Origin of the sequence: Posidoniimonas corsicana, assembly GCF_007859765.1 — a bacterium.
In the GTDB taxonomy this organism is placed as follows: Bacteria; Planctomycetota; Planctomycetia; order Pirellulales; family Lacipirellulaceae; genus Posidoniimonas; species Posidoniimonas corsicana.
Genome location: NZ_SIHJ01000001.1, coordinates 1,373,150 through 1,396,591, shown reverse-complemented (window position 1 = coordinate 1,396,591; position 23,442 = coordinate 1,373,150). Strand labels below are relative to the sequence as shown.

Sequence of the window (23,442 nt, the reverse complement as noted above, 5' to 3'; positions counted from 1 at the left end):
CCTAGCCCCATGATCTTGGGCCGCGGGCAGCCGATGGTCAATACACCGCCCGTCGGCAGGGAAGGGAACCGCCGGGTCGCACGCCCGTGGGGCGCAAACCAGGGAGCATCTCACGCAGAATCCTCGCGGGGAGCGGTCTGGCCCCTTTTGGACCCCGCCGGGGCTGGGGATACTGTCAGGCTCCTTTTTCTTGGCCCGCGACATTGAATAGGGTGGCTTCGCGCATGTCTGGCTTGTCTGTCCGTACCGACGATTGTGAACTCGATTTCGTCTCGCTCGGCGCCCTGGTGCACCGGCTCGACCCCGGCATCACGCCGTTCCGCAAGGCGACGAACTTCGCGGTGCACGTCTCGGGCGGCGAGTACAACTGCGCGGCCAACCTGGCCAGCTGCTTCGGCCTGAACACCGGCATCGTCACGGCGATGGTGGACAACGGCGTCGGCGAGCTGATCCAGACCCAGGTGCGGCAGATGGGCGTGAAGCCGTTCTACAAGCACTTCCAGCACGACGGCGTCCGCGGGCCCAACATGGCCGCCGTCTACAGCGACCGCGGCCACGGCGCCCGGGCGCCGGTGGTGTTCTACAACCGCGCCAACGAGGCCGCGGCCATGCTCAAGCCGGGCGACATCGACTGGAAGAACGTGTTCGACCGCGGCGTCCGCTGGTTCCACTCCGGCGGCATCTACGCGGCCCTGGGCGAGCACACCTCGGACCTGATTGTCGAGGGCGTGACCAAGGCCAAGGAGGCGGGCGCCATCGCCTCGTTCGACCTCAACTACCGCGCCAAGCTGTGGAAGACGCTGCCTGGCGGCGAGGCCCACGGCATCGAGATGAACCGCGAGATCGCCAAGCACCTGGACGTGCTGATCGGCAACGAGGAGGACCTGCAGAAGGGCCTCGGCCTGAAGGGGCAGGACGTCGAGAAGAAGGGCAAGCTCGACCCCAACGCGTTCTTCGGCATGATCGAGCAGGTCAAGGCCGAGTACCCCAACATCAAGATGGTCGCCACCACGCTCCGCGAGGTGCACTCCACCAGCCGCCACAGCTGGTCGGCCGTGCTGTGGCTCGATGGCGAGCGGTACACCTGCCCCACGATGGAGCTGGACGTGATCGACCGCATCGGCGGCGGCGACGGCTTCGCCTCGGGCCTGATCTACGGCATGCTCTCCGGCCAAGAGCCGGAGCAGGCCCTGCGGCTCGGCTGGGCCCACGGCGCGCTGCTCACCACCTACCCGGGCGATGTGTCGCAGGCCACGCTGGCCGAAGTCGAGGCGCTCGCCGAAGGCGGGTCGGCCCGCGTGCAGCGGTAGCCCCCACAAGCGGCAGCCTCAACACAGCCGGCCGCCCGTTCGTTCTCGAACCGTGGCCGTCAGGGAGCGGCCGGAGGGCAATGCCTGAAGAGCGACGCTTGACCGTACGTTAGCCGTGCGCCAAAGCGTCTTGGCAACTTGCAGCTACTGGATGCTCCCGAAGGGGCGCGGCCCGGTGATTGGCGCCTTGGCGACTGTCGATGTTAGTCGTCCTTGTTGGTGCGCACGTCGATCCACACCAGCCGGTGGTCGGTCGCGTTGATTGCTGCGGCGCCCGGCTCGCCGGGGGGCGGCCAGAACACGCCGCCCCCGACAACCACCAGGTCGCGTGACGGCAGGGCGTAGTCGACCCGCAGGTTGTTGAAGTCGTCGCCGCTGAAGTTGGCGGTGTCCTCCGCGGCGGGGCCGTGCTGGTCTCGGTTGAGGTCGGGGTGGGCCTGGCTTGCGAGCACGGCGCCGCGGCTCGTCGGCGGCCGCGTGGCGTTGACCCGCGGGTGCTCCAGCAGCTGCTGGATGGCGCCGAGCTCTTTGCCCCCGGCGTCGTGCGGGTCGGCGTTCAGGTCGCCCAGCACGACGAACAACGCGTCCGCCGGCAGACCGCCCCGCCGGCCGTTGTCGTCGACCACGTACCCCGAGCGGCCTGGGGTGAGGTAGTCGGCGATCAGCCGGATCTCGTCGTGGTTGCGGCAGCCGTTGCGGTCCTCGGGTCCGTCGAACGCCGGCGGCGTGGGGTGCGAGCAGAGCAGGTGCAGCCGCCCGCCGCCCGGCAGCGTGACCGGCACGTCCCAGTGGCTCTTCGACGAGAGCCTCAGCCGCGCGAGTTCCTCGCCCGAGTAGTACGGCTCGCCCGACGTTGGGTCGGCTGGCAGCTTGGCGCCGGGCAGGTCACGCCACAGGAGCTGCTGGAACGTTCGGGCGTGCTCGCGGTCGATCGGCAGCCGCGAGAGCACGGCCATGCCGTACTGCCCCGGGTAGCGTCCGAACCCCTGGCAGTCGGCCGGGCCGCCGGTGCGGCCGTCGCGGTCCAGGTCGAACGGCGTCGGCACGCCCGTGTTGACCGGGGCGGTGTAGGTGTGTGGGTAGTCGATCGGCTGCTGGCCGTTCTGGGGCTGCCGCAGGTACCGCTGGCGGAACAGGTCGACCACTGCGCCGTCCGCCGTGTAGTCGATCTCGTTCAGCAGCAGCAGGTCGGGGCGGACGCGTTGGATGACCTCCGCGATCTGCTTCGCCTGCGAGGACGCGCCGCCGCGGAGTTCGGTTTCCAGCTCGCCCGCCGCGTCGCGGTAGAACGAGATGTTGTACGTCGCGACGCGGACCGCGCCCTCGGGAGGGGCGGCCGCCGGCGCCGGTGAGCAGACCGCGGCGATCATGATCAGGCCGAGGGGCCCGCAGTAGTGCTTGGGCATCAGGGGCTCGTCGAGTGTGGTGTGGCAAATCTACGCCTAGAAGCATGACCTTGTTTCATGACGCAGGATAGGCGGGCCGGGGCGCCCCGTAGAAGTGTGCCTACCGATGGGCCGCTCAGAACTCACGGGTATCTCAACGTTACCGACGAGGCGACCGGGTGGTTTTTCCCGGTTTCGAGAACCGGGGGCGGCTTTCTCTCGTCGGTTCGGCTTTGTTGCTGAAACCGGCCACCTCGCGCGGTCTAATGAGGGGGCAGCCGATTACCCACCCATTGCCGGTGAGGCGTAGGCTGCTGCGCGGTGAGGTTTGACCGAGAAGAGAATCGATTGCGATTCTCTGCCCCTATGTCGGTGTCACGGACAATCTCGACGAGGCGAGAAGCCGGTGGGGTATTGTCCCATCGGCGCGCACAGAATCGGACAAAACCCCCAGCGGCCAAATCGGAGGGGATGGCGTAATGGCTTAATTGAAAAGCACTTACGGAGAACAGGGGGGGAGTTATGGCCCGGGTTTTGTCCCCTTCGCAGTGTTTGTGGACAAAACAAACCGGCCAGAACTGGTGTGACCGCTGCCGGCCGCGGCTCAATCGTACCCGGTGAGCTGATCGATCCGCTCGTCGATCTCGCGGATGAGCGCGAGGTAGCGGGCGTCGGTGGGGCTGCCGTACTGCTGCTGGAACTCGGCAGCCGACAGGCCCTCGGGCAGGTCGGCGAATGCCGGCATGAACGCGTAGCAGGTGAAGTCGTCGGCGATGTCGATGGCCGACAGCTCGCCGGACAGCACCGCCTGAGCGAAGCGGACGCCGGCGCGGTCGGCGGCCAGGTCGACGAAGCTGAAGCCGCTCTTGCGGTTGGAATCGAAGATTTCTTTCGCAACACCGATCGCGTGGGCCTGGTTGGCGTCGGTGGCGGCGGTCAGCGCGGCGGACACGAAGAAATGCTTGAGCAGGTCGTTCCGGCCGCACATGGTGGCCTGGCAGATGGTCGGCGCCCGCTTGGCGAGCGCTCCCGGTGGGTCGGCCTCGCGGACCAGTTGGCCGGTCGCGGGGAGGCTGCCGAGGACGAGCGTGTCGTCCAGCGCGATGCCGAGCCCCAGCAGGAGCGGCTTCCGCCCGCGGTCCCGCAGCACCGCGGTGTCGGCCGCCGCGTTGCGGACCAGCTCATCGGTCAGGTCGTCGCCGGTCAGGCGTCCGGCCTCTGGCAGGCGCTGGTTGGCCTGGCCGCTCTGGGTGATCGACTGCACGACCAGCTTGGCGAGCTCGCTGGTCGACGACCCCTTGGCGGTCTGCGTGCGGGCGGCGAAGCGGGCGGCGGACGAGTCTTGCGGCAGCGTCTTGGAGAGCGCGGTGTAGATCTGGTTGAGCCGCGAGAGGGTCGGCTCGGAGAGGTCGGGGAAGGTCTTGGCCCCGCGGCGGCGGACCTCCTCGCCGACCATCGACATGATGAGCGTGTTGACCGGGTCGAAGCGGATGCCGAAGCCCGTCTGGCGGCTCTGGCGGTCGCCCAGCACGGGGCGCATGACGCTGTCGGGCTCGGGGCTGTGGCTGGCGCCCAGGTAGTGGCCCAGCTCGTGGACCAGCAGCTCCAGCCGCTCGCGTTCGGACACGTGCTGCGACCACTCGCGGAGGAGGATGTGCGAGCTGAGCGGCCCCCGCGTGCCCCCCAGGTGCGTGCGGCCGCGGACCACCTGGTACTGACTGGTAAATCCGATGACGAGGGTGTCGCCGATGCGTGGGACTTCCTCTTCCAACTCCTTGAGCGATTTGGTGAAGTCGTTGGTGTCGTTATCGGAGTTCCAGCTGCCGGTGGACACCACACGGAACGTCATGCCGGAGTGGCTGAGCATGATCAGCGAGGCCATGTCGACCCGCCGGCGGAGCTTGGCGATCCACTGCTCGCGGCGGAGGGGCTCCTCCTCGTCGACACAGATTTTCACGTCCACCACTCCCGCCGGCGTGGTGCGCCCGCCGCCCGGCAGCGGCCGCGCGTGCGAGCCGGCTTCGCCCAGCCCGATGAGGTGCAGCTGCAGGCCCTGGTCGGTCTGGCCGAAGTAGTACGCGCTGTTGGCGTCCAGCTTGAAGCCGTTGACGCCCGACTGCGTGTTGAAATTGGCGTGCAGCGGCGTGTCGCTGAACAGCGGCACCACCTGCCCGCTGGTGAGCTGCAGGCGGTAGGGCTTGCCGCCGGTCGGCGAGATGGTGACCGGAACGGTTTCGCGCGTGCGGTTGGAGATCACCACGACGTCGGCCGCGGCGGGAAAGGACAGGACGAGCAGGGCGGCGGCTGCGAGCAGGGGGCGGTGCATACGGTCCATTGTAGCGCGGGGCGGCCGATCGGGCGAATAGATCGCTGCTAGTCGGATTCGGGCTCCACCACCAGCTCCAGGACGCCCGCCGCGGCGTCCGGTTGGGGCCAGACACGCAGCCGCAGCCGCTCGACCGTGATCGGCTCGGCCGGGTGCACCACGTTGAACTGGTCGGGCGTGACGCTGTAGTTGTCGGTGTTGTAGAGCTTGAACGGCGCCCAGTCGTCGCCGGCGGGGACCTCGAGAACCCACCGCTCGGGGACCTGGACGCCGCCGTGGTCGTCGTACCAGTAGACCTGCACGGTCCGCAGCGGCGTGGGCTGCTTGAGCTGAACGGTGAGCGTCTGCGGCTCGCCCCGCCGGGGCCAGCTGGTCCAGCGCGGGAGGGAGGTGTCGAACGAGTGCTTGGGCAGCCGCCCGTCGATCATCGCCTGCACGCTGTCCTGGTCGAAGGTGTGCGTCGCCTGGGCGGAGGCGAAGCGTTGGGCGTTGTCGTCGATCTGCAGCGCGCCGTCGCGGAGCGTCTGGGCGTTGTCCGGCAGCCACACCGCCATCGAGCCGGCGCCGCGGTTGTTCCAAGCAAAGTAGGGGATCAGGGTGGCGGTCGCGGCGTCGAGCGAGCCATCGCCCGACAGGGACTCCGCGGGGGTGGCAATCGCGGTGACTTGCAGGCCGTCGATTGTCAGGTCCCGGAGTTCCGCCTCGCGCCGCACCGCGTCGGCGCGGACGAGGTAGTTGAACGCGTGCCGCTGGTTGTCGGCCGATTCCAGGCAGTACACCAGGGGCCCACGCGACACGGCCAGCCGGCCGTGGTTGGCCTCAACTTCGGAGCGGCAGGCGGACGCGCGCACCGGCATGGGGAGTTCGAGCACCAGCTCATCGCCGGCGGACCACTCGCGTTCGATGACGGCGAAGCCGCGGTCGGCTGTGAAAGCGGTCTGCGTTCCGTTCACGGACAGGCGGGGCGCACGATCGGGCTTGCCCCCGGCGTAGCGGTACAGCTCGCCGGGCGCCAGGCGATCGGTGGTCCAGGTGGGGAGGCGGAGCCGCACGGCGAACCGGGCCGGGGTCTTGGGGTCGAGCTGCAAGCGGATCGTCCCGTCAAACGGATAGTTGGTTTCCTCGGTGATCTGGGTTTCCACACCACCGAGTTTGGCCTTGGTTCTGCACGCCGCGAACAGACAGAGCGACAGGCCCTCGGCGTCGGTGGCGAACAGCATGCCGGGGATCTGCGGGATCAGCCTTGCCAGGTTGGTGGGGCAGCAGGCGGTGCCGAACCAGGGGGAACGCTCCGGGCGGCCGTGGTTGAACGGGCGGAACCCGTCGGCGGCGAGCGGGTTGACGTAGAAGAACCGGTTGCCGGCCAGGTTCATGCCGGCCAGCGCGTTGTTGTACAGGGCCAGCTCAGCGACATCCAGGAACTTGGCGTCCTGCTGCTTAAGGAACATCCGCCAGTTGAAGAACACGTTGCCGACAGCGGCGCAGGTCTCGTTGAACGCATCGGCGTTGGGCAGCTCGTACTCGGGCCCAAAGCCCTCGATGCCGTGCACCGCGCCCAGGCCGCCGGTGATATGCATCCGCGTGTCGACGATGCTGCGCCAGATGTCCTGGAGAGCCTGGTCGTAGTGGTCGACGCCCAGCATCGCCCCGACGTCGGCCATGCCGGAGTACAGGTACGTGGCCCGCACCGCATGGCCCGCGGGCACCTGCTGCTGTGTCACCGGTCGGTGCTGCTGCGCGTAGCTGGGCGAGTTGACGCCTTGCCCGTCGGGCGCGTACGTGACGCCGCGGATGTCCAGCAGCCGCTGCGCGGTCTTGAGGTGGGTGGGATCGCCTGTGGCTTCGGCCAGGCGGACGAGTGCGAGCTCGATCTCCTGGTGCCCCGGCGCCTGCATCACGGGCTTGCCGCCGTTGTAGTTGGGGTCGCCCTCGAAGAACACCCGCCGCACGTGCTTGGCATTCTTGTCCGCCACGTCCAGCAGCCGGCGTTTGCCGGTTGCGCGGTAGTAGGCGACCGCGGCCTCGTATAGGTGCCCGACGATGTACAGCTCGTGGCTGTGGTCGACGTAGGTGTACCGACCGTCGCCCATCATGCCGATGGCCAGATCGGGGTAGAGGGTCCGCGTGGCGTTCAGGTAGCCGTCGGGCTCCTGAGCGCCGGCCACGACCTCGATGATGGCGTCCATCTGCCGCTCCAGCTCGGCGTCGCGTTCCAGGGCCAGCAGGTACGCGGCGCCCTCCATCACCTTGAACAGGTCGCTGGTGCGGAAGCGGTGGGGCGGCGGAGGGTTCTGGAGCTCCTCGCCGGCCAGCAGCCGGGCGGCTGCGCGGAGGTCGCTAAGGGCCTCCTCGGTTTTCTCGAATGCGTAGGGCGTCAGCACCCGCCGCTGGGTTTCCAGCCTGGGCAGCCAGAACGAGTCCTGCAGTCGGACTCGCTCGAACGAAACCGGCTTGAGCGGGTAGCCCGGCGCCTCGGCGGCGGGGCAGGGCAGAGGAGCGGAAATCGCCGCCAGCGCGGCGGCAGCGTACAGCAGGAGGGGGAGCTTCACGGATGGTGCACTCTGGTCGAAGTCGAAGGATCCGCGTGCTGCGGAAAACCCCATCAACGGCCAGGAGCGGGGACCCAGATTCTACCCCAACCGGCGGCCGCAACGCCACCGCCGCCAGTCACGGCGTTAGCGGGCGATGATGCCCGACGCGGCCGCGTCGATGCCCTTGAGCAACGACGTAAACGCCTCGCGGTTGGGCGCCGCCTCGAGGGCCACTTTGCGGGTCACGAGGTCCTTTTCAACCAGCTCAAACAGCGAGTAGTTGAAGTCTCGCATGCCGGAGTCGCGGTAGCCGTGCAGCACCGCGTGCAGGTCCTCGTCCTCTTCCTCCATGATCTTCCGCTGCACCACCGAGTTGTTCAGCAGCACCTCGGTGGCCGGGTACCGCGATCCCTCCACCACGCCGGGAAGAAGACGCTGGCACATGATTGCCCGGAGGCTGTTGGCGAGCGACGAACGCACGAACGCGTGGTCCGACCGGTCAAAGAACTCCAGGATCCGGGCGAAGCTGAGCGGCACGTCGGCGCAGTGGAGCGAGCCGAGCACCAAGTGGCCTGTTTCAGCCGCCTGGATGGCGGCCAGCACGGTCTCGCGGTCGCGCATCTCGCCGATGAGGATCATGTCCGGGTCCTGGCGGACCACTACCCGCAGCGCGTCGGGGAAGTTCCGCACGTCCGAGCCGATCTCGCGCTGCGAGATGATCGACTTGTCGCCCTCGAAGTGGAACTCGATCGGGTCCTCGATTGTGACGATGTGCAGTCCGCGGGTGCGGTTGATCTGGTCGACCATGGCGGCCATGGTCGAGCTCTTGCCGGATCCGGTCACGCCGCACACCAGCACCAGGCCCTCGCTGGTGTTGTTGATCACGTCCCGGTACACGTCGGGCAGGTTGAGGGTGTTGAAGTCGCTGATCTCTGACTGCACCCGCCGCATCGCGACGTGCGTGTCGCCCTGGGACTTGAAGATGTTGATGCGGAACCGGTCGCCGCCGGGGATCTGGGTCGAGAAGTCGAGCGCGCCGTTCTTGTCGTACTCGCTCAGCCGGCCCTCGGGCGCGAGCGGCAGCACCATGCCATTGACGAACGCGGAGTCCGGGATGGGCGGCATCTGCACTTTCCGTAGGTGGCCGCCGATCCTTACGTGCGGCGCGTAGCCGGTTTTGATGTGCAGGTCCGACGCCTTCGTCCGTGAGACGAAGTTGAGCAGGTTGCTCATGACCTGCGCGGGGGGCGTCGTGAGGGTTTCCGACTGCGTGTCCGGCGCCACGCCGGATTCCGCCGGCATCTCACCCATCGAGGCATCCATACGGACACTCCCGTGCGGCGTTAGAAGAGGAGACCGCGACCAGCCCCGCGCCGTCGGGGCGGCGTCGCTGGCGGGGCCAGGCGCCCCGCGGGTGGCGGCCGGCCGAACGGCCGGGCGTCAACCTTCAGTGTACGCTCGGCCGCCCGCATTGCCAAAAGCAATCGGGGCGAATCGAACGGATCGGCCGGTAGCCAAGCCCGGGCTGCCAGACTTGGCGACTGCTACTCGCCCCAGGCGGAGCGGAGGCGGTGCACCTCCAGCGAACGCAGCGTTGTAGCCTGAGGCGCCGAAAGGCGGACGCCCCGGCCCTGCTTGCTAAGATCGGCGTAATGGGTCGAGACCGCTGCGCCGTGGTTGGCGAACAGCTCGACCGACGCCCGGTCGACCAGCACCCGCAGCGCGGCCACGCCGTCGACTGGTGGCGCGGGGAGCGTGGCGCCGGCGTAGTGGAAGGCGCCGTCCCGGTACTCGATCTGCTGGCCCCGGACCTCAACGGTAAGCTGGGTGGCCGCGCCGGCGTTGAACTCAACTTGCACGTCGAGCAGTTCGCCGCTGAAGTCCGCGAGCGAAGCGTTGGCGGTCTGGACCGACGACTCGCCGATCGCGACCGACTCCGCGTACAACTCCTCGATCTCAACGACTGGCCAGCGGTACAGCCGCGGGCCCTCGCCGGTGGTGCGTAGCTCCAGGGTGGAAGGGAAGCTCATCTGCATGTTGAACGGCATCCCGGCCCGCACAAAGGGGACCTCCTCGCCACCACGCATCCAGCCGATAATGACCGTGCGGCCGTCCGGCGAGTTGTTGAACGTTTGGGCGGCGTAGTAGTTGGGGCCGTGCTCGCCGCGGAGGGCGTCGGTTTCTGAGCGGAACTGCTTGCCGTCGAAGGAGCCGACCTCGTACTCGAAGCTGGCGTCGTAGATCACCCACTTCTTGTTGTCCGGGTCGCCGTCGACGGGCAAATGCACCAGGTCCATGCACTCGAACACCCAGTCGCGGTCGAAGCGTCCCACCTCGGTCCAATTCCGCAGGTCGGGCGAGTTGAAGATGAGCACGCGGCCGGGCTTGCCCTGCTTGACCCACAGCACCATAACCCATTGGCCCGACGGCTGATGGAAGAACACCTTGGGGTCGCGCTCGCCGGGGTCGTAGCCCTGATTGCCAACGACCGGCTTCCCGCCGTTGACCAGCTCAAAGGTGCGTCCGCGGTCGGTGCTGTACGCCAACGCTTGGGTGAACGGCTCGCGGGCGTGGGTAAACGCGGCGATCAGAGTCGGCGTCTGGCCCGTTCGGACACCGAGCACGTCCTGATGGTCAACCACCGCGGTGCCGGAGTACATGGTCCCGCCGCCGTACGGCAGCAGGGCGTGCGGCAGTTGCCGCCAGTGGACCATGTCGGGGCTCACCGCGTGGCCCCACGTCATGTTGCCCCACTCGTTGCCTAGGGGATTGTGCTGGAAGAACAGGTGGTACTCCCCGTCCAGGTACACCATGCCGTTGGGGTCGTTGATCCAGTTCTTGCGGGAGGTGAAGTGGAACTGAGGCCGCAGCGGCTGGTCGTAGCCTGCGTCGGCGTACGATGCGAACGTGCGAAAATGCGTCGTGCCATCGAGCTTGTCAGCAGGGACCCCGGCCGGCTGATCGCTGAGACGGATGTCGTCGACATTGATGTGCCCCCAGCCGCCGGCGTGACGATCGACAATCTGGATCACCGCCGCTTTGCCGCGCAGTGGCGTTACGTCCCAGTACACCCGCACTAGCTCCTCGCTTCCGCCGGGCGCCTGGTTGGGGCCGGTCGCGGTGCGAACCACTCGGCCGTCCACCAGCAGGTTGACGCACGTCTGGCCCGCGTGGCCGCCGCCGCCGATCAGCATGTGGAGGAAGTCGCTGGTCACCTCGAACGGGGGCGAGCTGAGCATGCCGGTGGCGGCGTCGCCCCCAGTGAACGAGTTCACCAACCGCCCACCCTGGAAGCCGGTGACCTCCATCTGGCCGAGCAGCGTGCCGCGGGCCGGGCCGGCGCCGAACGCGTCGCCCTCGATACGCCATTCCCCATAGGTGTCCGACTCGAAGTCGGCAATCAGTCCACCACGCGGCGGTAACGCTGCCTGTTCCGCGAACAGGCACGCGGGCGGAATCACGGCGCCGACGGCGCAGAGAAGGGGGGCGAACTGAACGCGGGACGGCATGGGCGGCTTCCTGGGGGCTCCGCCCGCAGGGGGCGGCGGTTGCAGCGGGAACGCCCACTATAGCAGGCGGCGCGGGGCAGGGGCGGAAACCCTACTCGATCGCGGCCTGCAGCTCCTGCATCGCGAGCTGGTCCCGCACCTGGCCGCGGTGCGCGAACACGCCTTGCAGGTTGCGGAGCGAACGGAGTAGCCAGTCGGAGGGGCTGGCGATAGCGAGCGTGGCGGGCGTGGCCCGCTCCTGGCGGCCGGTGGCGCCGGAGATCAGCTCGATGGTCTCGTGCTCGTTGAGCAGGACGCCTCCGTGGAATGGGTCGACGAACAGCGTGTGGTCCGTCGCGCCCTCGTAGATTGTCACCGACGCGAGGAAGTGCCCCGGCGCGTTGATACCTTCCACCCGCAGTCCGACCAGCGAGGCGATCGTGCGGTACACCAGCGTCAGCGAGATGGGGATTCCGCGCCGGGTCCGCAGCACGTCTGGCAGGTAGCTGTTGGCCGGGTTGTAGTAGTCCGTGCTGTTGCCGCGGAACCCCGCCACCTCGAACATCACGTCGTGCAGGTGCGCCAGCAGCGCCTGGTCGGTCCGCGAGCGGACCCGCGATCGCACCGCGCCCGCCAGCTTGTTGATCGCTTCGCAGGCGTCGTCGATTGAGGCCTCGGGCCGGGAGTGCAGGGCGATGGCCGACGCCGCCCGGAAGAGCCCGAGCGGGCGGTGGATCTCGTGCAGCTCGTGGACGAACGAGTGGTACGCCAGGGGGCTGCAGTACGCGGGAGAGCTGGGCAAGGGTAGTCGCTCGCTTGGGGGACCAGGGGGCGTCTACGCGGTAGTTTCGCTCTCCGAATCGAAACTTGCAAGCAATCCGCCCACGCCGCACGGTTCCGCCGCGAATGGCCGGCGGATACCATGGTGTTCGCGAGTGTGACGCCCATCCTGGCGGATGCGCCGGTCTATTTCCTTGCAGTATCTTGCGTTTCACCTTATGCCATCCCAGAAGTACCCCCGCGTCGCGAGCCTCAAAACCGCCGACGCGTTCCTCGCCCGGCTACAGGAGCTGGGCGTCTCGCTGCCGTTCGATGAAGAGGTGACCCCAGGCGAGGCCGGAACGCTGGCGGCGCCGATCGAGTGGTCCGGCGGCACGATTGGCAACCGGTTCTGCATCCTGCCGATGGAGGGCTGGGACGGCGAGACCGATGGTCGCCCCACTGAGCTGACGAAGCGCCGCTGGAAGAACTTCGGCCTGTCCGGCGCCAAGCTGCTGTGGGGCGGCGAGGCGGTGGCCGTGCAGCCGGAGGGACGCGCCAACCCCAACCAGCTGATGATCAACGAGCACACGCTCGCCGGTATCGCCGAGTTGAGGCAGATCGCGCTGGACGCACACCAGACGCAGTTCGGCTCGACCGACGACCTGCTGCTCGGGCTCCAGCTGACGCACTCGGGGCGGTTCGCTCGTCCCCACGACAAGAAGGTCATCGAGCCCCGCATTGCGTACCACCACCCGGTGCTCGACAAGCGGTTCAACGTGCAGGGCGACGGCCCGCTCCTGACTGACGACGACCTCGATCGCCTGGTCGACGATTTCATCGCCGCCGCCAAGCTGGCGCAGCAGGTCGGCTTTACGTTTGTCGACATCAAGCACTGCCACGGCTACCTCGGCCACGAGCTGCTCTCCGGCTACGACCGCCCGGGCAGGTACGGCGGCGACTTCGAGGGGCGCACCCGCCTGCTGCGGAACGTCACCGCTGGCATCCGCGCCGAGGCGCCAGGCCTGGCGATTGGCGTGCGGCTGAGCGTGTTCGACTTCACGCCGTTCGAGCCGGGCGAGGCAAACATCGGCGCCCCGTCGGCCTCGGCGCCCTACGGCTGCGCCTTCGGCGGCGACGGCACCGCCGTTGGCATCGATCTGGCCGAACCGAAGAGGTTTCTCGAGCTGCTGAAGCACCTCGGCATCGACCTGCTGTGCAGCACCGCCGGCAGCCCCTACTACAACCCGCACATCCAGCGGCCCGCCTACTTCCCGCCCTCGGACGGATACCTGCCGCCCGAGGACCCGCTGGTGGGCGTCGCGCGGCAGATCGCCGCCACCGCCGAACTGAAGGCGGCCCACCCGGAAATCGTGGTGGTCGGCTCCGGCTACTCGTACCTGCAGGACTGGCTGCCGAACGTCGGCCAGGCGGTGGTGCGGCAGGGCATGGCCGACAGCATCGGCTTGGGGCGGATGGTGCTCTCCTACCCGGACCTGCCGGCCGACGTGATCGCCGGGCAGACGATGCAGCGGAAGAAGATCTGCCGCACGTTTAGCGACTGCACCACGGCCCCGAGGAACGGGATTGTGTCGGGGTGCTACCCGCTCGACCCGTTTTACAAGGACATGCCCGAGCGGGAAGAGCTAGCCCGCATCAAGAAAGAGACCGTGCCCACCTAGCCGCGCTCGAACCACCATCAAAAAAAACAAACCCTGTGCGGGACGCCCGACCGAGTCGGCGTCCCGCACAGGGGTTGTTTGCTTGGGCCTTCTGGCCGCAGAAGCTGGGGATCAGGGACTTGAACCCCGACTAACGGAATCAGAATCCGTCGTGCTACCGATTACACCAATCCCCAAGAGAACGGCGAACGAAATAGGTTAGGTCGCAGAGCCAAAAAATGCAAGGCGGGTCGGCCCGTCGAATCGGCGGGTGACCTGCGGAAACGCCCGCTGCTTACTTGTCGGCTGTGCCCACCCAACCCGCCAGTTTGCCAGCCTTGAAGGCCATGAAGCGGTCGGCCTCGATCGCCGCCCGGGCGTCGGCCATCAGCCGCTGGTAGTAGGTGAGGTTGTGGATCGATAGCAGGATCGGGCCCAGCATCTCGCCGGCGGTGAACAGGTGCCGCAGGTAGCCCCGGCTGTGGCGGCAGGCGGGGCAAGGGCAGTCCTCCTCGAGCGGCCGGGTGTCTTCTGTGTGGCGGGCGTTGCGGAGCCGCAGCGGTCCCTCGTCGGTGAACGCCAACGCGTTGCGGCCGTTGCGGGTGGGCATCACGCAGTCGAACATGTCGACGCCGCGGCTGATCGACTCGAGCAGGTCCCGAGGCGTGCCGACCCCCATCAGGTAACGAGGGCGGTCGTGGGGCAGGGCGGGGCAGGTGTCGTCGATCGTGCGGTCCATCTCGTCGGCGGACTCGCCGACGGAGAGGCCTCCGATCGCGTACCCCGCGAAGTCCATCTCGGACAGCCGCGCCGCGCACTCGGCGCGCAGCCCAGAGTCGAGTCCGCCCTGGACGATGGCGAACAGCGACTGGTCCGGCCGCGAGGCATGTTGCAGGCACCGCTCTGCCCAGCGGATGCTCCGCTGCATCGCGTCGACGATCGCGTACCGGTCGGCGGGCAAGGCGATCACGTGGTCCAGCACCATCGCGACGTCGGCTCCCAGGTGCTCCTGGATCTCGACCGATCGCTCCGGCGTCAGGTGGAGGGCGGCGCCGTCGATGTGCGAGTGGAACCGGGCGCCCTCCTCGGTGATCTTGACCTTCTTGGCGAGGCTGAAGATCTGGAAGCCGCCGCTGTCGGTGAGCATCGGGCCCCGCCAGCCCGACATGGCGTGCAGCCCGCCCAGCTTGGCGACAACCTCCTCGCCAGGCCGGAGCGCCATGTGGTAGGTGTTGCCAAGCACCATCTGGGCGCCGGTCTCGCCGAGGCGGCCGATGTCGACGCCCTTGACCGTGCCCACCGTGCCGACCGGCATGAAGGTGGGTAGGTCAACCACGCCGTGCGGCGTGCGCAGCGTGGCGCGACGGGCGGCGCAGTGCGCGTCGGTGTGGTGCAGCTCGAACGTGACGGCGTGCGCGGCCAACGGATGACTCGACCCGGCGATCAGTCGCCGCGGAGCTTCAGGTTGGCCTGGGTCAGCTTCTCGCGGACCTCGTTGAGGCTTGTCACGCCGAAGTTCTTGCACTCCAGCAGGTCGTCGCCGGTGCGGCGGACCAACTCGCCAATCGTGGTCAGGCCCAGACGCACCATGCACTTACGCGCCCGGACCGACAGGTTGAGGTCCGAGATGGGGCGGTCCAGCAGGGCCCGCTCGTCCGGCGACAGCGAGTCGGGGTCGTAGGAAGTCTCCTCCTCGCGCTTCTGGCCGGCGAACATGCCGAGCTCCAGGCCCTTGGAAGAGAGCATCTCGCGGATCTCAACCAGCGAGGTCTCGCCGAAGTTCTTGCTGGACAGCAGCACCTGCTCGGAGGTCTCGGTCAGGTCGCCGAGGGTCATGATGCCCATCTTCTGCAGGCAGTTGCGGCTGCGGACGGAGAGTTCGAAGTCGGTGACCGGGATGCCCAGCACCTGGCTCAGGCGGTCCTGGCGGCGGCGGGCCTCCTCGTCGTAGTACATGTCGCGGCTGGCGTCGGCGTCGCGGAAGAACAGCCGGGCGCGGGGGTGCGACGGGAACGAGTCGAGGATCCGACGGTAGCAGGCCTTGGCCCGCTCGTGCTGCTCCAGGTCCTCGTACAGGATGCCGAGGTTGAGCAGCGTGCCGACATGCGAGGGGAACTGGACCGACGCCCGCTCGTACAGCTCACGGGCCTCCTGGTCGTTGCCGTGGCGGTCGTTCTCTAGGGCCAGGCCGAACAGGGCGCCGGCGTGGCTATCGTCGACGCTCACGGCCCGCTCCAGGTAGGCAACCACCTCGTCGCGCGAGCCGCCCATTGCCTGGACCGTGGCGGAGCGCTGGTACAGGTACTCGGCGGTCTGCTCGACCGCGCCCGAGAGCGAGTCGAGCAGCTTAAGGGCCTCCTCAGGCTGCTTGTCGTAGCGGAGCGCCTCGGCCTTGGCGAGCGCCACGGCGCCCGGCTCGTAGCCGGCGCGTTGGGCCGAGTCGTACGCCGCCACCGCCTCGGCGTACTTGTCGAGCGCGAGGTTCGCCTTGCCCAGGTAGAAGTGGGTCAGGGCGCCGCCATCAGCGTGCGAAAGCGTCTCGATGGCGTCGGAGTACTGGCCCAGCAGGTACTGGCACACGCCCAGACGGGCGGCCGTGGCCGGCGTCCGGTTGGGCTGCTCTTCCAGCTCTGCCACCGCCTCACGCAGCTCGCGGTACTTGCTGTAGTTGGACGAAATGGTCCGGGTGATTTCTTCAATCTCGCGCGGGCCAAAGGCCGCGGTGGAAAGCACAATCTGCTTGACGTCTGCTTCTAGACCGGTCGACATGGAAGGGGAGGCTCCGTGGTCTCGGATGACGGCCACTCCACGGTTCCGGCGTTCTGGACGACCCAGGCCAAGCCACGACGGGCGTGCTTGCGGGCCATGCGGCCCGGCGCCTGAGGGCCTTGCGGCCGGAAAACGGGTGGGGAAAGAGCCAGCGGCGGGAGTCGAACCCGCAACCCCCGCATTACGAATGCGGTGCTCTGCCGATTGAAGCTACGCTGGCCCACTGCGGACAGGATGCCGCAAGCCCAGAATTCTAGGCGCTCGGCACGTTTCCTGCAATCGGGATGGGCGTTAGAGGGCCGCGGTCTGGCTGGACGCCGCCTTTTCGGCCTCTGACGGAGCTGCCGACTCAGATTCTGTCGGGGTTGCCTGCGTCCCTTGGCAGGGGAGAGGGTCGGCGGTGTCGCCGCGGATGGCCGAGCCGTTGTGCAGGTACTGGGCGCCGGGTTTGGCGGCTCGGGCGCTGTACAGGGCCGCGTCGGCCCGGGCGAGCATCCCCTTGGCCGTTTCCCCGGGGAGCGCTTCGGCAACGCCGCAGCAGACCTGCATCCCGAGCTGCACCTCGATGGTGGCGCGGAACCGGCGGCCGAACACGCTAGCCCCGGAGAGGGGTGTCTTGGGCATCACGACCACCAGCTCGTCGGACCCGTAGCGGGCGGCGAAGTCGCTGCCGCGCAACTGCTGGGTGACCGCCTTGCCGAGTTGGGCCAGAGGGGCGCCGTGCGACGCGTCACGGTCCGCCGAGACCGATTCGATGCTGATCATCGCTACCGAGCAGACCGGCTCGTGATCGCGCGTCGCGCGTCGGGACAGCAGCACCTCGAGCTGCTCTTCGAGCGCCCGGCCGTTGCTTAGTCCGGTGAGCGGGTCGATCCGGCTGGTGGTGTAGTGGGCGAGCGACTGCGACTGCTGGCGGATCTTGTCGTACGCCAGCGACAGCTGGCCGGCCAGCTCGAGGGTTGGCCCAAGGATCGTCTCGGCCTCCTCGCGAAGGCGCTTCCACGCTTTCGACTCTCCGTCGGTGGCGGCGGCCCGCAGCTGCTTCTTGAAACGCTCGACCTGGGTGCGGTGGTAGGCCAGGTCGCTGCGGAGTTCGCCAGCGATGCTCTCGAGCTCGGTGGCGATCGCGGTTGCCCGCTGGATGTCCTCTGAAACATCAGCCGGTTCTAGCGTCTTTGTCGAGCGACGCCCGAACAGGTAGCCGAGCACGGCCACGGCGCCCAGAGCGACTGTCTCCGAGATTCCGTACGACGACAGCTGGCTAAGTGAGTCGATCATCGGTTGGGGCCACTGGGGCGTAGGTTCAGTAACTGCTGCGGGAGCCGAAACCCCGCATGCAGAGGAAGCCGAGCACCGTCACCGCGGCCAGCACAATCATCCACTCGTCGCGGCTGAGGGTGTTGAACCAACGCCAGGTGTCTCCGGGCACGTTGTTCAGGCGTTCGGTCAGGTACTGCATGGCAGGCAATGTCAGGGAAGGGCGGGGCAGGGCACGCTACCCCAAGCATAGGACAGGACCGGCCAGCCGCCGGCCGGCCGCCGCTGTTCGCCGAGCTGTGGCCCCAATCGGCGAGGCCGCGTCGCCCCGACCCGCACGACCCGACCAACCCGCCGAGCCCAAGGCGGGGCTCCGCCCCGACCCGGGGAGCGGCCGGGATCTGCCCCAAGTGATTCCCGGTTGATAAACTGTGGGTTTTCCCTGAAACCCGCGACCGCGAGCCCTAAGTCGGAACCATGGCCCAGCCTTTGAAGATTGCACAGATTGCCGGAGACGGAATTGGCCCCGAAGTGGTGGGCGCGTCGCTCGAGGTGCTGCGGGCCGCGGCCCCGGGGTGCGGCTTGGACTACCAGGTTACCGAGTTCCCGTTCTCCGCGGCGCACTTCCTTGAGACCGGCCACGTTCTGGATGACCAGGACATCCAGACCCTCCGCGGTTTCGACTCGATCCTGCTGGGCGCCGTCGGGGGGCTGCCGAACGATCCCCGCCTGGCGGGGGGCGTGATCGAGAAGGGGATCCTGCTGAAGCTGCGGTTTGAACTCGACCAGTACATCAATCTCCGCCCGGTCAACCTCTACCCCGGTATTGAGACCCCGCTCAAGGGCAAGACCGACGAGCACATTAACTTCGTCTGCGTACGGGAGAACACCGAGGACCTGTACTGCGGCGTCGGTGGGTACGTGCGTAAAGGGACCCCTCAGGAGGTCAGCAACCAGACGATGGTCTCGACCCGGTTTGGGGTGGAGCGCTGCATCCGTTACGCGTTTGAGCTAGCCAAGACCCGTGAGCGGAAGCATCTCACGCTGGTGCACAAGACGAACGTCCTCACGTTCGCCGGCGACACCTGGCACCGGGCGTTCAGGGAGATCGCCGAGGAGTATCCCGGCGTCGAAACCAACTACCACCATGTCGACGCCTGCTGCATGTTCATGGTCCAGCGGCCTGAGGTCTACGACGTGATCGTGGTGCCGAACATGTTCGGCGACATCATCACCGACCTGGGCGCCGCCATCGCCGGCGGGATGGGCATCGCCGCCAGCGGCAACCTGAACCCGGACGGCGACGCGCCGTCCATGTTCGAGCCGGTGCACGGCTCGGCGCCCGACATCGCCGGACAGAACCTGGCCAACCCGATTGCGACGATCGACTCGCTCGGCCTGCTGCTCCGTGAGACCGGCCGGATCAAGAGCAACGCTGCGGCGGTTCAGTGCGGCGAGCAGATTGGCGCCGCCGTTAAGAAAGTCACGCCGAAATTCGCCGGGAAGAGCCTTGACCGGTCCGACTACGGCACCGACGAGATTGGGAAGATGGTGGCCGACGCGTTGGCGTAGGGCGCCACGCCGGTGCAGCCGGCGAAGTCTCTGTGTGGTCTGAAACCTCAAATCAGGCGTCAGCGACGGTGCAAGAGAAAAGCGGCGTGCCGACCATTCGGCACGCCGCTTATTTGTAGTAGTTGTGGGATAGCCGTTCGGCGATCAGCTCTTGCGACGCACGGTCGCGATCCCCATTCCGGCCGCCAGCAACAGGGCAATCGATGCGGGCTCCGGCGCTCCCGCCGCGGCGCTAAGCGACTCGGAGGAATTACCGTAAGCGTCGCGCCAGCGGTCGTAGTCGTCCGCGCCCACGCCTGGGGTGTCGTCGTTGGGAAGCGACTCGGCGCCGCCCAGTGCGTCACGCCAGACGGTGTAGTCCGCCGCGTCCACCACGCCGTTGTCGTTGTAGTCGCCAGGCAGTCCAACCGGGGCGTCGGGCTCGAGCGCGACCAGACCCTCGAGCACCTGCACGTTGTCGAACAGGCCGAATGCAAAGTCGGGGTTGAGGGTCACTGAGGAGAAAATGTCGGACATCAGCAGGCCGAGCGAACCCGCCTGCAGGTCGATGCCGGTCGAGGGGTAAAGGTAACCATCGTCCGTATTGCTGTAGTCGATGGTGCCGACGTCAAGCACCTTGCCCGAGGCGGCGCTCTTCATGCTGAAGTGCGCTGTGCCTGGGTTCTCTGTGGTCCCCGCCGGCCCGATGGCGTCGGCGTCGACTTCGATGTTGATCGTCATCCACTGGAAGCCACCCGCGCCGGCGGGCTGGGTCCCGGTTGCGCCTTGGGTCGGAACCGCCGTCGCGATGTCGAACGACGGGAAGGCCTCCTGGATGATTGGGTTCGAGCTGTCGCGGGCGCCGGCCTCGGTGCCTAACGCGTACTGGCCGCTCTCTGACTGCAGTTGGAAGTCATCCTTGTACAGGCGGTAGTCGGTGGCCGCGGCGTCACCCTCCGAGGAGTAGATAAACGAGGCGCCAAAGGGGCCCGGCGCGAACTCGTCGTGCGCCACCGCGACGCCGATGAACTCCGTCGTCCCGGAGCCGACGCCACCGCCGTCAGGCGCCCAGTTGAGCCAGGCGTCGACGCGGAACGTGTACTGCGACGGCAGGCTCGACACCTCGGTGAACGCTCCGATGGCCGCCGCCTCGGCCGGGGCGGCGTTGTTGACTTCGAACTTCAGGCCGACGCTGTCAGACCCGTTGGGCGCCTGGGGAACGCCCTTCTGCGAGTAGTCGTAACCGAACACCGCCGAGGCGTCGGCGTCTTGGACAACCGTCCAGTTCGCGCCGCTGCTGAGGCTGTCGGTGAAGATCTGTCCTGAGGCCTGGGTCCCGATCAGGAGCCCGGCCAGCGCGGCGCAGCCGAAGGAGGCGTGGACGCAGCGCAGAGTCCGGCGTGGGGTCATAGTAGTCCTGGGTGCGTAGAGTGCGATCAAAGAGGGGAGACGCAACGCAGCAACGGCTGCGGTTTTGCGTCATCCCTGAATTCCGCTTTGCCCTATTAAGGAACGCCCCGCCTGTTCAACTTCCCACTATAACGGCGCTTTCACCCCGCGAAACGAGACTGCGGAAGGTCGCGAAACGCGTGCGCAAACGGGCGCGGCAACGGCTTGTATCGCGCTCGGCCGCCGCGGGTCAGGTTCCCTGTGGCGTTCACTTACGTCCCGACAAAGCCACTCAGCAGGCGGCCTACGGCGTACGCTAACCCCGCCGCCGACCCGCCGGTGAACATAGTTTCCAGCGCGCCGCGTAGCTGAGACATCTGCGTCACACGGCCACGCACGGCGCCGATCGCCGCAAACACGAGCATCGTCACTACGATGCTTAGGAAGAAGGTGGCGTCGGGCCCAAGCACTCGGGAGAACGCCAGAGGAACGATCGGGGCCAGACCCGCCAGCACGAACGCGAAGAACGTAATGGCCGCCGCTCTGCGTGGCTCCGGGGGCGCGGTCGGTAGACCGAATTCTTCCCGCAGCATCGTGTCGACCCACTGCTGCTTGTCCGCGGTGATGACGTCGACAACTTCTTCCAGGATCTCACCCTGGAACCCTTTGGCGGCGAAGATCTGCCGCACCTCTTCCCGCTCTCCTTCGGGCTCGCGGTGGATATGGCGAAGCTCCAGCCTGCGGTAGCGATCAAGGATGTCGTGGTCTGATTTGGTCTTTAGGTAGTTGCCGACAGCCATGCTGAATCCGTCGGCCAGCACGTTGGCCAGGCCAAGCACCACCGCAACGCCCGCCGACAAACCGGACCCGGCGACCCCCGCCACGATTGCGAACGTCGTGATGGCGCCATCGACGGCGCCGAGCACGAAGTCTCCCAGATCGTCCGGCTTCCGGACCTCCGCCAGTCGTGCGGCGATTGCCTCGGGGGTGTGCGAGTGCTCCAGCGGCGGCGGGTCGGTTGGGTCAGGCATCGCAGGCCCTTGCCGACAAACGCTGAAACCGATGGCGTAAGAAGGGCAGGGCAGGGCGCCCCAAATCAAAGAGCCCCGCTTGGCTCTGCGAGGACGCCAAGCGGGGCTCTTGCTGTTGCGAGGCAGTCTTCCCGTGGTGGGCTTGGCCGACTACGGCGCCGGCAGTTGCTGCGATGCTCGCTGTGACAGCGGGAGCGGCGGGTGCGGGGGCCCGTCGCTGATCCGTGCCGATGGATTCCATTGCAGATGCCGTGCCAGTGGGAAGTGGACCGCACGCTAGCATGGGGCGCACCAGTATTCTTGGGGACCCGTTCCTCCGAGCTATGGCTCGATCCCGCGGCGCAGCGGCCGTGGGCCGTGTAAATTCTTCAATCGCTGAGCAGGCTGGTGGTCATCGCGTCGAAGATCTTGCCAGCGATTTCGAGCTCGCGGTCTTCGCACTGCGCTAGCACGACGCAGGTAGCGTCGTGGTAGTGGAAGACCCGCAGCAGTGCTGTGTTCGTAAGGTCGAGGTAGTAGAAGTTGACGTCGTACCCAACCAGCGGCGTCGTGCCGATCCGGCGGTCGGCCGGATCGTACTCCAAGGCGGGGTACTCTGCCTGCATTGCTTGCAGCATCTCATCCAAGACAACGCGCACGTCCCGTAGGCCGGGGTACACCGTGAGCGACCAGAACGCGGTGTTTGGGCTCAGGACGGTCACCTGGAGGGCGGACTCTTCGTCCTCGCCCCGCTCGACCGACCAGTTCTCGGGGTACTGGAAGGAAAACCCGTGGCTTTCGTAGGCTGCTGGCATTGCCCTGTTTTACTTATCGGCTTGGTGGCTGTTCAGCCGATCGTAGCACCGCCCTGAGGCCGATGTAACCGTTGAAGTCGTGTTGAAAGGGCAGGGCGGGGCTGCTACCGTCCGGCGCTCTTCTCGACGGGGGCGTTCTGATTGGCTCGCGGCGCGGATGATTGTCGAACCCCATAACCCGAAGCCCACGACGGCCCTGTGGCTTGCGGCGGCCGCGTGCCTTGCTTGCAGCTTGGGATGCAACGCGTTCCGGCAGAGGATGCCGATCGACGCCGCGGTGAGCCGCTGTCGGCAGTACTCCTGCGAGGGGGTCACGGCGCTCGAGCAGGGAGACTGCCAGCAGGCAGAGACGCTTCTGCGGCGCGCCGTGGAAGCCGCGCCCCAAGACGCCGATGCGCGACGGCATCTGGCCGAGACCCTCTGGGCCCGCGGCGAGCAGAAGGAGGCAATCCGCCACATGCGTGTGGCGGTAACCGAAGAGCCCCGCCACGCGTCGGCGGTGTGCCGACTGGGCCAGATGGAGGCCGCTACCGGCGAGTGGAAGCTGGCGCTCAGCCGCGCTCAGCAGGCGCTGCACGACGACCCCAAGCTGTCCGACGCCTGGGCCTTGCGGGGCCGCTCTCACCTCGAAACCGGCGAGACCGAGCTGGCGATGGCCGACCTCTTCCGGGCGCTGGAGTATGCCCCGAACGACCGCGCCGTGCTCGCGGACCTGGCCCGCCTGTACGGCCAGCAGCGGCGCCCCCACAAGAGATTGGCGACGGTCCATCGTTTGATCGAAACCTTCCCCCACGGCGAGACTCCTGTCGACCCGCTGATCATGGAGGCAGACGCCTACGCGGCGCTGGGGCGCAACGACGACGCCGCAGAAGGACTGCGGGCTGCCGCGCAGCGTTGGCCACAAGACCCCGTGCTGCTGTGCCGCCTCGCCGAGGCGGAGGCCGCGGCCGGCCAGCAGCACGCAGCGGTGGCAGCGGTCCGGCAAGCCTTGGCGGTTGACCAGAACCACCTGCCTAGCCAGCATCTGCTGGCCCGATTGAGCGCAGATCCGTCGCAACTGCGATAATCGTCGCAGCGCCGCCCCTCGAACCCGAACTTAGCGGCCAGGTTGCCGAGCGATGCGTAAGGCGCCGATGCATAGGGTACCCTTGCCGTGGCGGGCGCGGCGAAACCCTAACAACCCGCCAGCCT

Annotated in this window: 17 protein-coding genes and 2 tRNA genes; 4 read left to right on the top strand and 15 right to left on the bottom strand. The window is 67.6% G+C overall.

The features are described 5' to 3' along the window. Positions 1–233 precede the first annotated feature (233 nt). Positions 234–1,310 (top strand): sugar kinase, encoded by a 1,077-nt coding sequence (locus KOR34_RS05325; protein ID WP_228714517.1) that lies wholly within the window; start codon positions 234–236, stop codon positions 1,308–1,310. A gap of 203 nt (positions 1,311–1,513) precedes the next feature. Here KOR34_RS05325 and KOR34_RS05320 read toward each other — a convergent pair whose 3' ends face one another. The 6 genes from KOR34_RS05320 to KOR34_RS05295 form a co-directional block, all read right to left on the bottom strand. Further along, entirely contained in the window at positions 1,514–2,716 is a 1,203-nt protein-coding gene (locus KOR34_RS05320) for an endonuclease/exonuclease/phosphatase family protein (RefSeq protein ID WP_197531166.1), read from the bottom strand. A gap of 583 nt (positions 2,717–3,299) precedes the next feature. Further along, positions 3,300–5,021 (bottom strand): M12 family metallo-peptidase, encoded by a 1,722-nt coding sequence (locus KOR34_RS05315; protein WP_197531165.1) that lies wholly within the window; start codon positions 5,019–5,021, stop codon positions 3,300–3,302. Positions 5,022–5,068: 47 nt separating this feature from the next. After that, the gene (locus tag KOR34_RS05310) at positions 5,069–7,570 is read right to left on the bottom strand and encodes a glycoside hydrolase family 127 protein (protein WP_197531164.1); all 2,502 of its coding nucleotides are present in this window, start codon (positions 7,568–7,570) and stop codon (positions 5,069–5,071) included. Between the two features lie 126 nt (positions 7,571–7,696). Further along, a complete protein-coding gene (locus KOR34_RS05305; RefSeq protein ID WP_146562864.1) occupies positions 7,697–8,875 on the bottom strand; it encodes a type IV pilus twitching motility protein PilT in 1,179 nt (392 codons plus the stop codon). Between the two features lie 221 nt (positions 8,876–9,096). Continuing rightward, positions 9,097–11,061, bottom strand: a complete 1,965-nt coding sequence (locus KOR34_RS05300) for a glycoside hydrolase family 32 protein (RefSeq protein WP_146562863.1) — start codon at positions 11,059–11,061, stop codon at positions 9,097–9,099. Between the two features lie 91 nt (positions 11,062–11,152). Then, positions 11,153–11,842, bottom strand: coding sequence for a transglutaminase family protein (locus tag KOR34_RS05295; RefSeq protein ID WP_146562861.1), 690 nt, complete (start codon positions 11,840–11,842; stop codon positions 11,153–11,155). A gap of 196 nt (positions 11,843–12,038) precedes the next feature. On the opposite strand from KOR34_RS05295, the gene KOR34_RS05290 reads away from it, so the two are divergent. Next, a complete protein-coding gene (locus KOR34_RS05290; protein ID WP_146562859.1) occupies positions 12,039–13,481 on the top strand; it encodes an oxidoreductase in 1,443 nt (480 codons plus the stop codon). Positions 13,482–13,585: 104 nt separating this feature from the next. Here the strand turns inward: KOR34_RS05290 and KOR34_RS05285 are convergent. The 6 genes from KOR34_RS05285 to KOR34_RS26430 all read right to left on the bottom strand — a co-directional run bounded on the left by KOR34_RS05285 (position 13,586) and on the right by KOR34_RS26430 (position 17,688). Further along, positions 13,586–13,657, bottom strand: a tRNA-Gln gene (locus tag KOR34_RS05285). Positions 13,658–13,755: 98 nt separating this feature from the next. Continuing rightward, positions 13,756–14,883, bottom strand: coding sequence for a tRNA guanosine(34) transglycosylase Tgt (tgt, locus tag KOR34_RS05280; protein ID WP_390620772.1), 1,128 nt, complete (start codon positions 14,881–14,883; stop codon positions 13,756–13,758). A 20-nt stretch (positions 14,884–14,903) separates the two neighbouring features. Then, positions 14,904–16,229 carry a DNA-directed RNA polymerase subunit alpha C-terminal domain-containing protein gene (locus KOR34_RS05275; RefSeq protein WP_146562857.1) on the bottom strand — a complete coding sequence of 442 codons (1,326 nt, stop codon included), beginning with the start codon at positions 16,227–16,229 and terminating at the stop codon, positions 14,904–14,906. Between the two features lie 146 nt (positions 16,230–16,375). Continuing rightward, a tRNA-Thr gene (locus tag KOR34_RS05270) sits at positions 16,376–16,449 on the bottom strand. A 71-nt stretch (positions 16,450–16,520) separates the two neighbouring features. After that, a complete protein-coding gene (locus KOR34_RS05265) occupies positions 16,521–17,507 on the bottom strand; it encodes a GGDEF domain-containing protein (RefSeq protein WP_146562855.1) in 987 nt (328 codons plus the stop codon). 25 nt (positions 17,508–17,532) lie between these two features. Further along, positions 17,533–17,688, bottom strand: a complete 156-nt coding sequence (locus KOR34_RS26430; RefSeq protein ID WP_197531163.1) for a hypothetical protein — start codon at positions 17,686–17,688, stop codon at positions 17,533–17,535. 275 nt (positions 17,689–17,963) lie between these two features. Here KOR34_RS26430 and KOR34_RS05260 point away from each other — a divergent pair, with 275 nt between their 5' ends. Then, the gene (locus KOR34_RS05260; RefSeq protein WP_146562853.1) at positions 17,964–19,058 is read left to right on the top strand and encodes a 3-isopropylmalate dehydrogenase; all 1,095 of its coding nucleotides are present in this window, start codon (positions 17,964–17,966) and stop codon (positions 19,056–19,058) included. Positions 19,059–19,202: 144 nt separating this feature from the next. Here the strand turns inward: KOR34_RS05260 and KOR34_RS05255 are convergent, their stop codons facing one another. The 3 genes from KOR34_RS05255 to KOR34_RS05245 all read right to left on the bottom strand — a co-directional run bounded on the left by KOR34_RS05255 (position 19,203) and on the right by KOR34_RS05245 (position 22,251). Next, positions 19,203–20,447, bottom strand: coding sequence for a PEP-CTERM sorting domain-containing protein (locus tag KOR34_RS05255; RefSeq protein WP_146562851.1), 1,245 nt, complete (start codon positions 20,445–20,447; stop codon positions 19,203–19,205). A 251-nt stretch (positions 20,448–20,698) separates the two neighbouring features. After that, positions 20,699–21,457: a VIT1/CCC1 transporter family protein gene (locus KOR34_RS05250; protein ID WP_146562849.1), complete on the bottom strand. Its 759-nt coding sequence runs from the start codon at positions 21,455–21,457 to the stop codon at positions 20,699–20,701. 368 nt (positions 21,458–21,825) lie between these two features. Continuing rightward, entirely contained in the window at positions 21,826–22,251 is a 426-nt protein-coding gene (locus KOR34_RS05245; protein WP_146562847.1) for a hypothetical protein, read from the bottom strand. 259 nt (positions 22,252–22,510) lie between these two features. On the opposite strand from KOR34_RS05245, the gene KOR34_RS05240 reads away from it, so the two are divergent. Further along, positions 22,511–23,317 (top strand): tetratricopeptide repeat protein, encoded by an 807-nt coding sequence (locus KOR34_RS05240; protein ID WP_197531162.1) that lies wholly within the window; start codon positions 22,511–22,513, stop codon positions 23,315–23,317. The last annotated feature ends 125 nt before the right edge of the window (positions 23,318–23,442 follow it).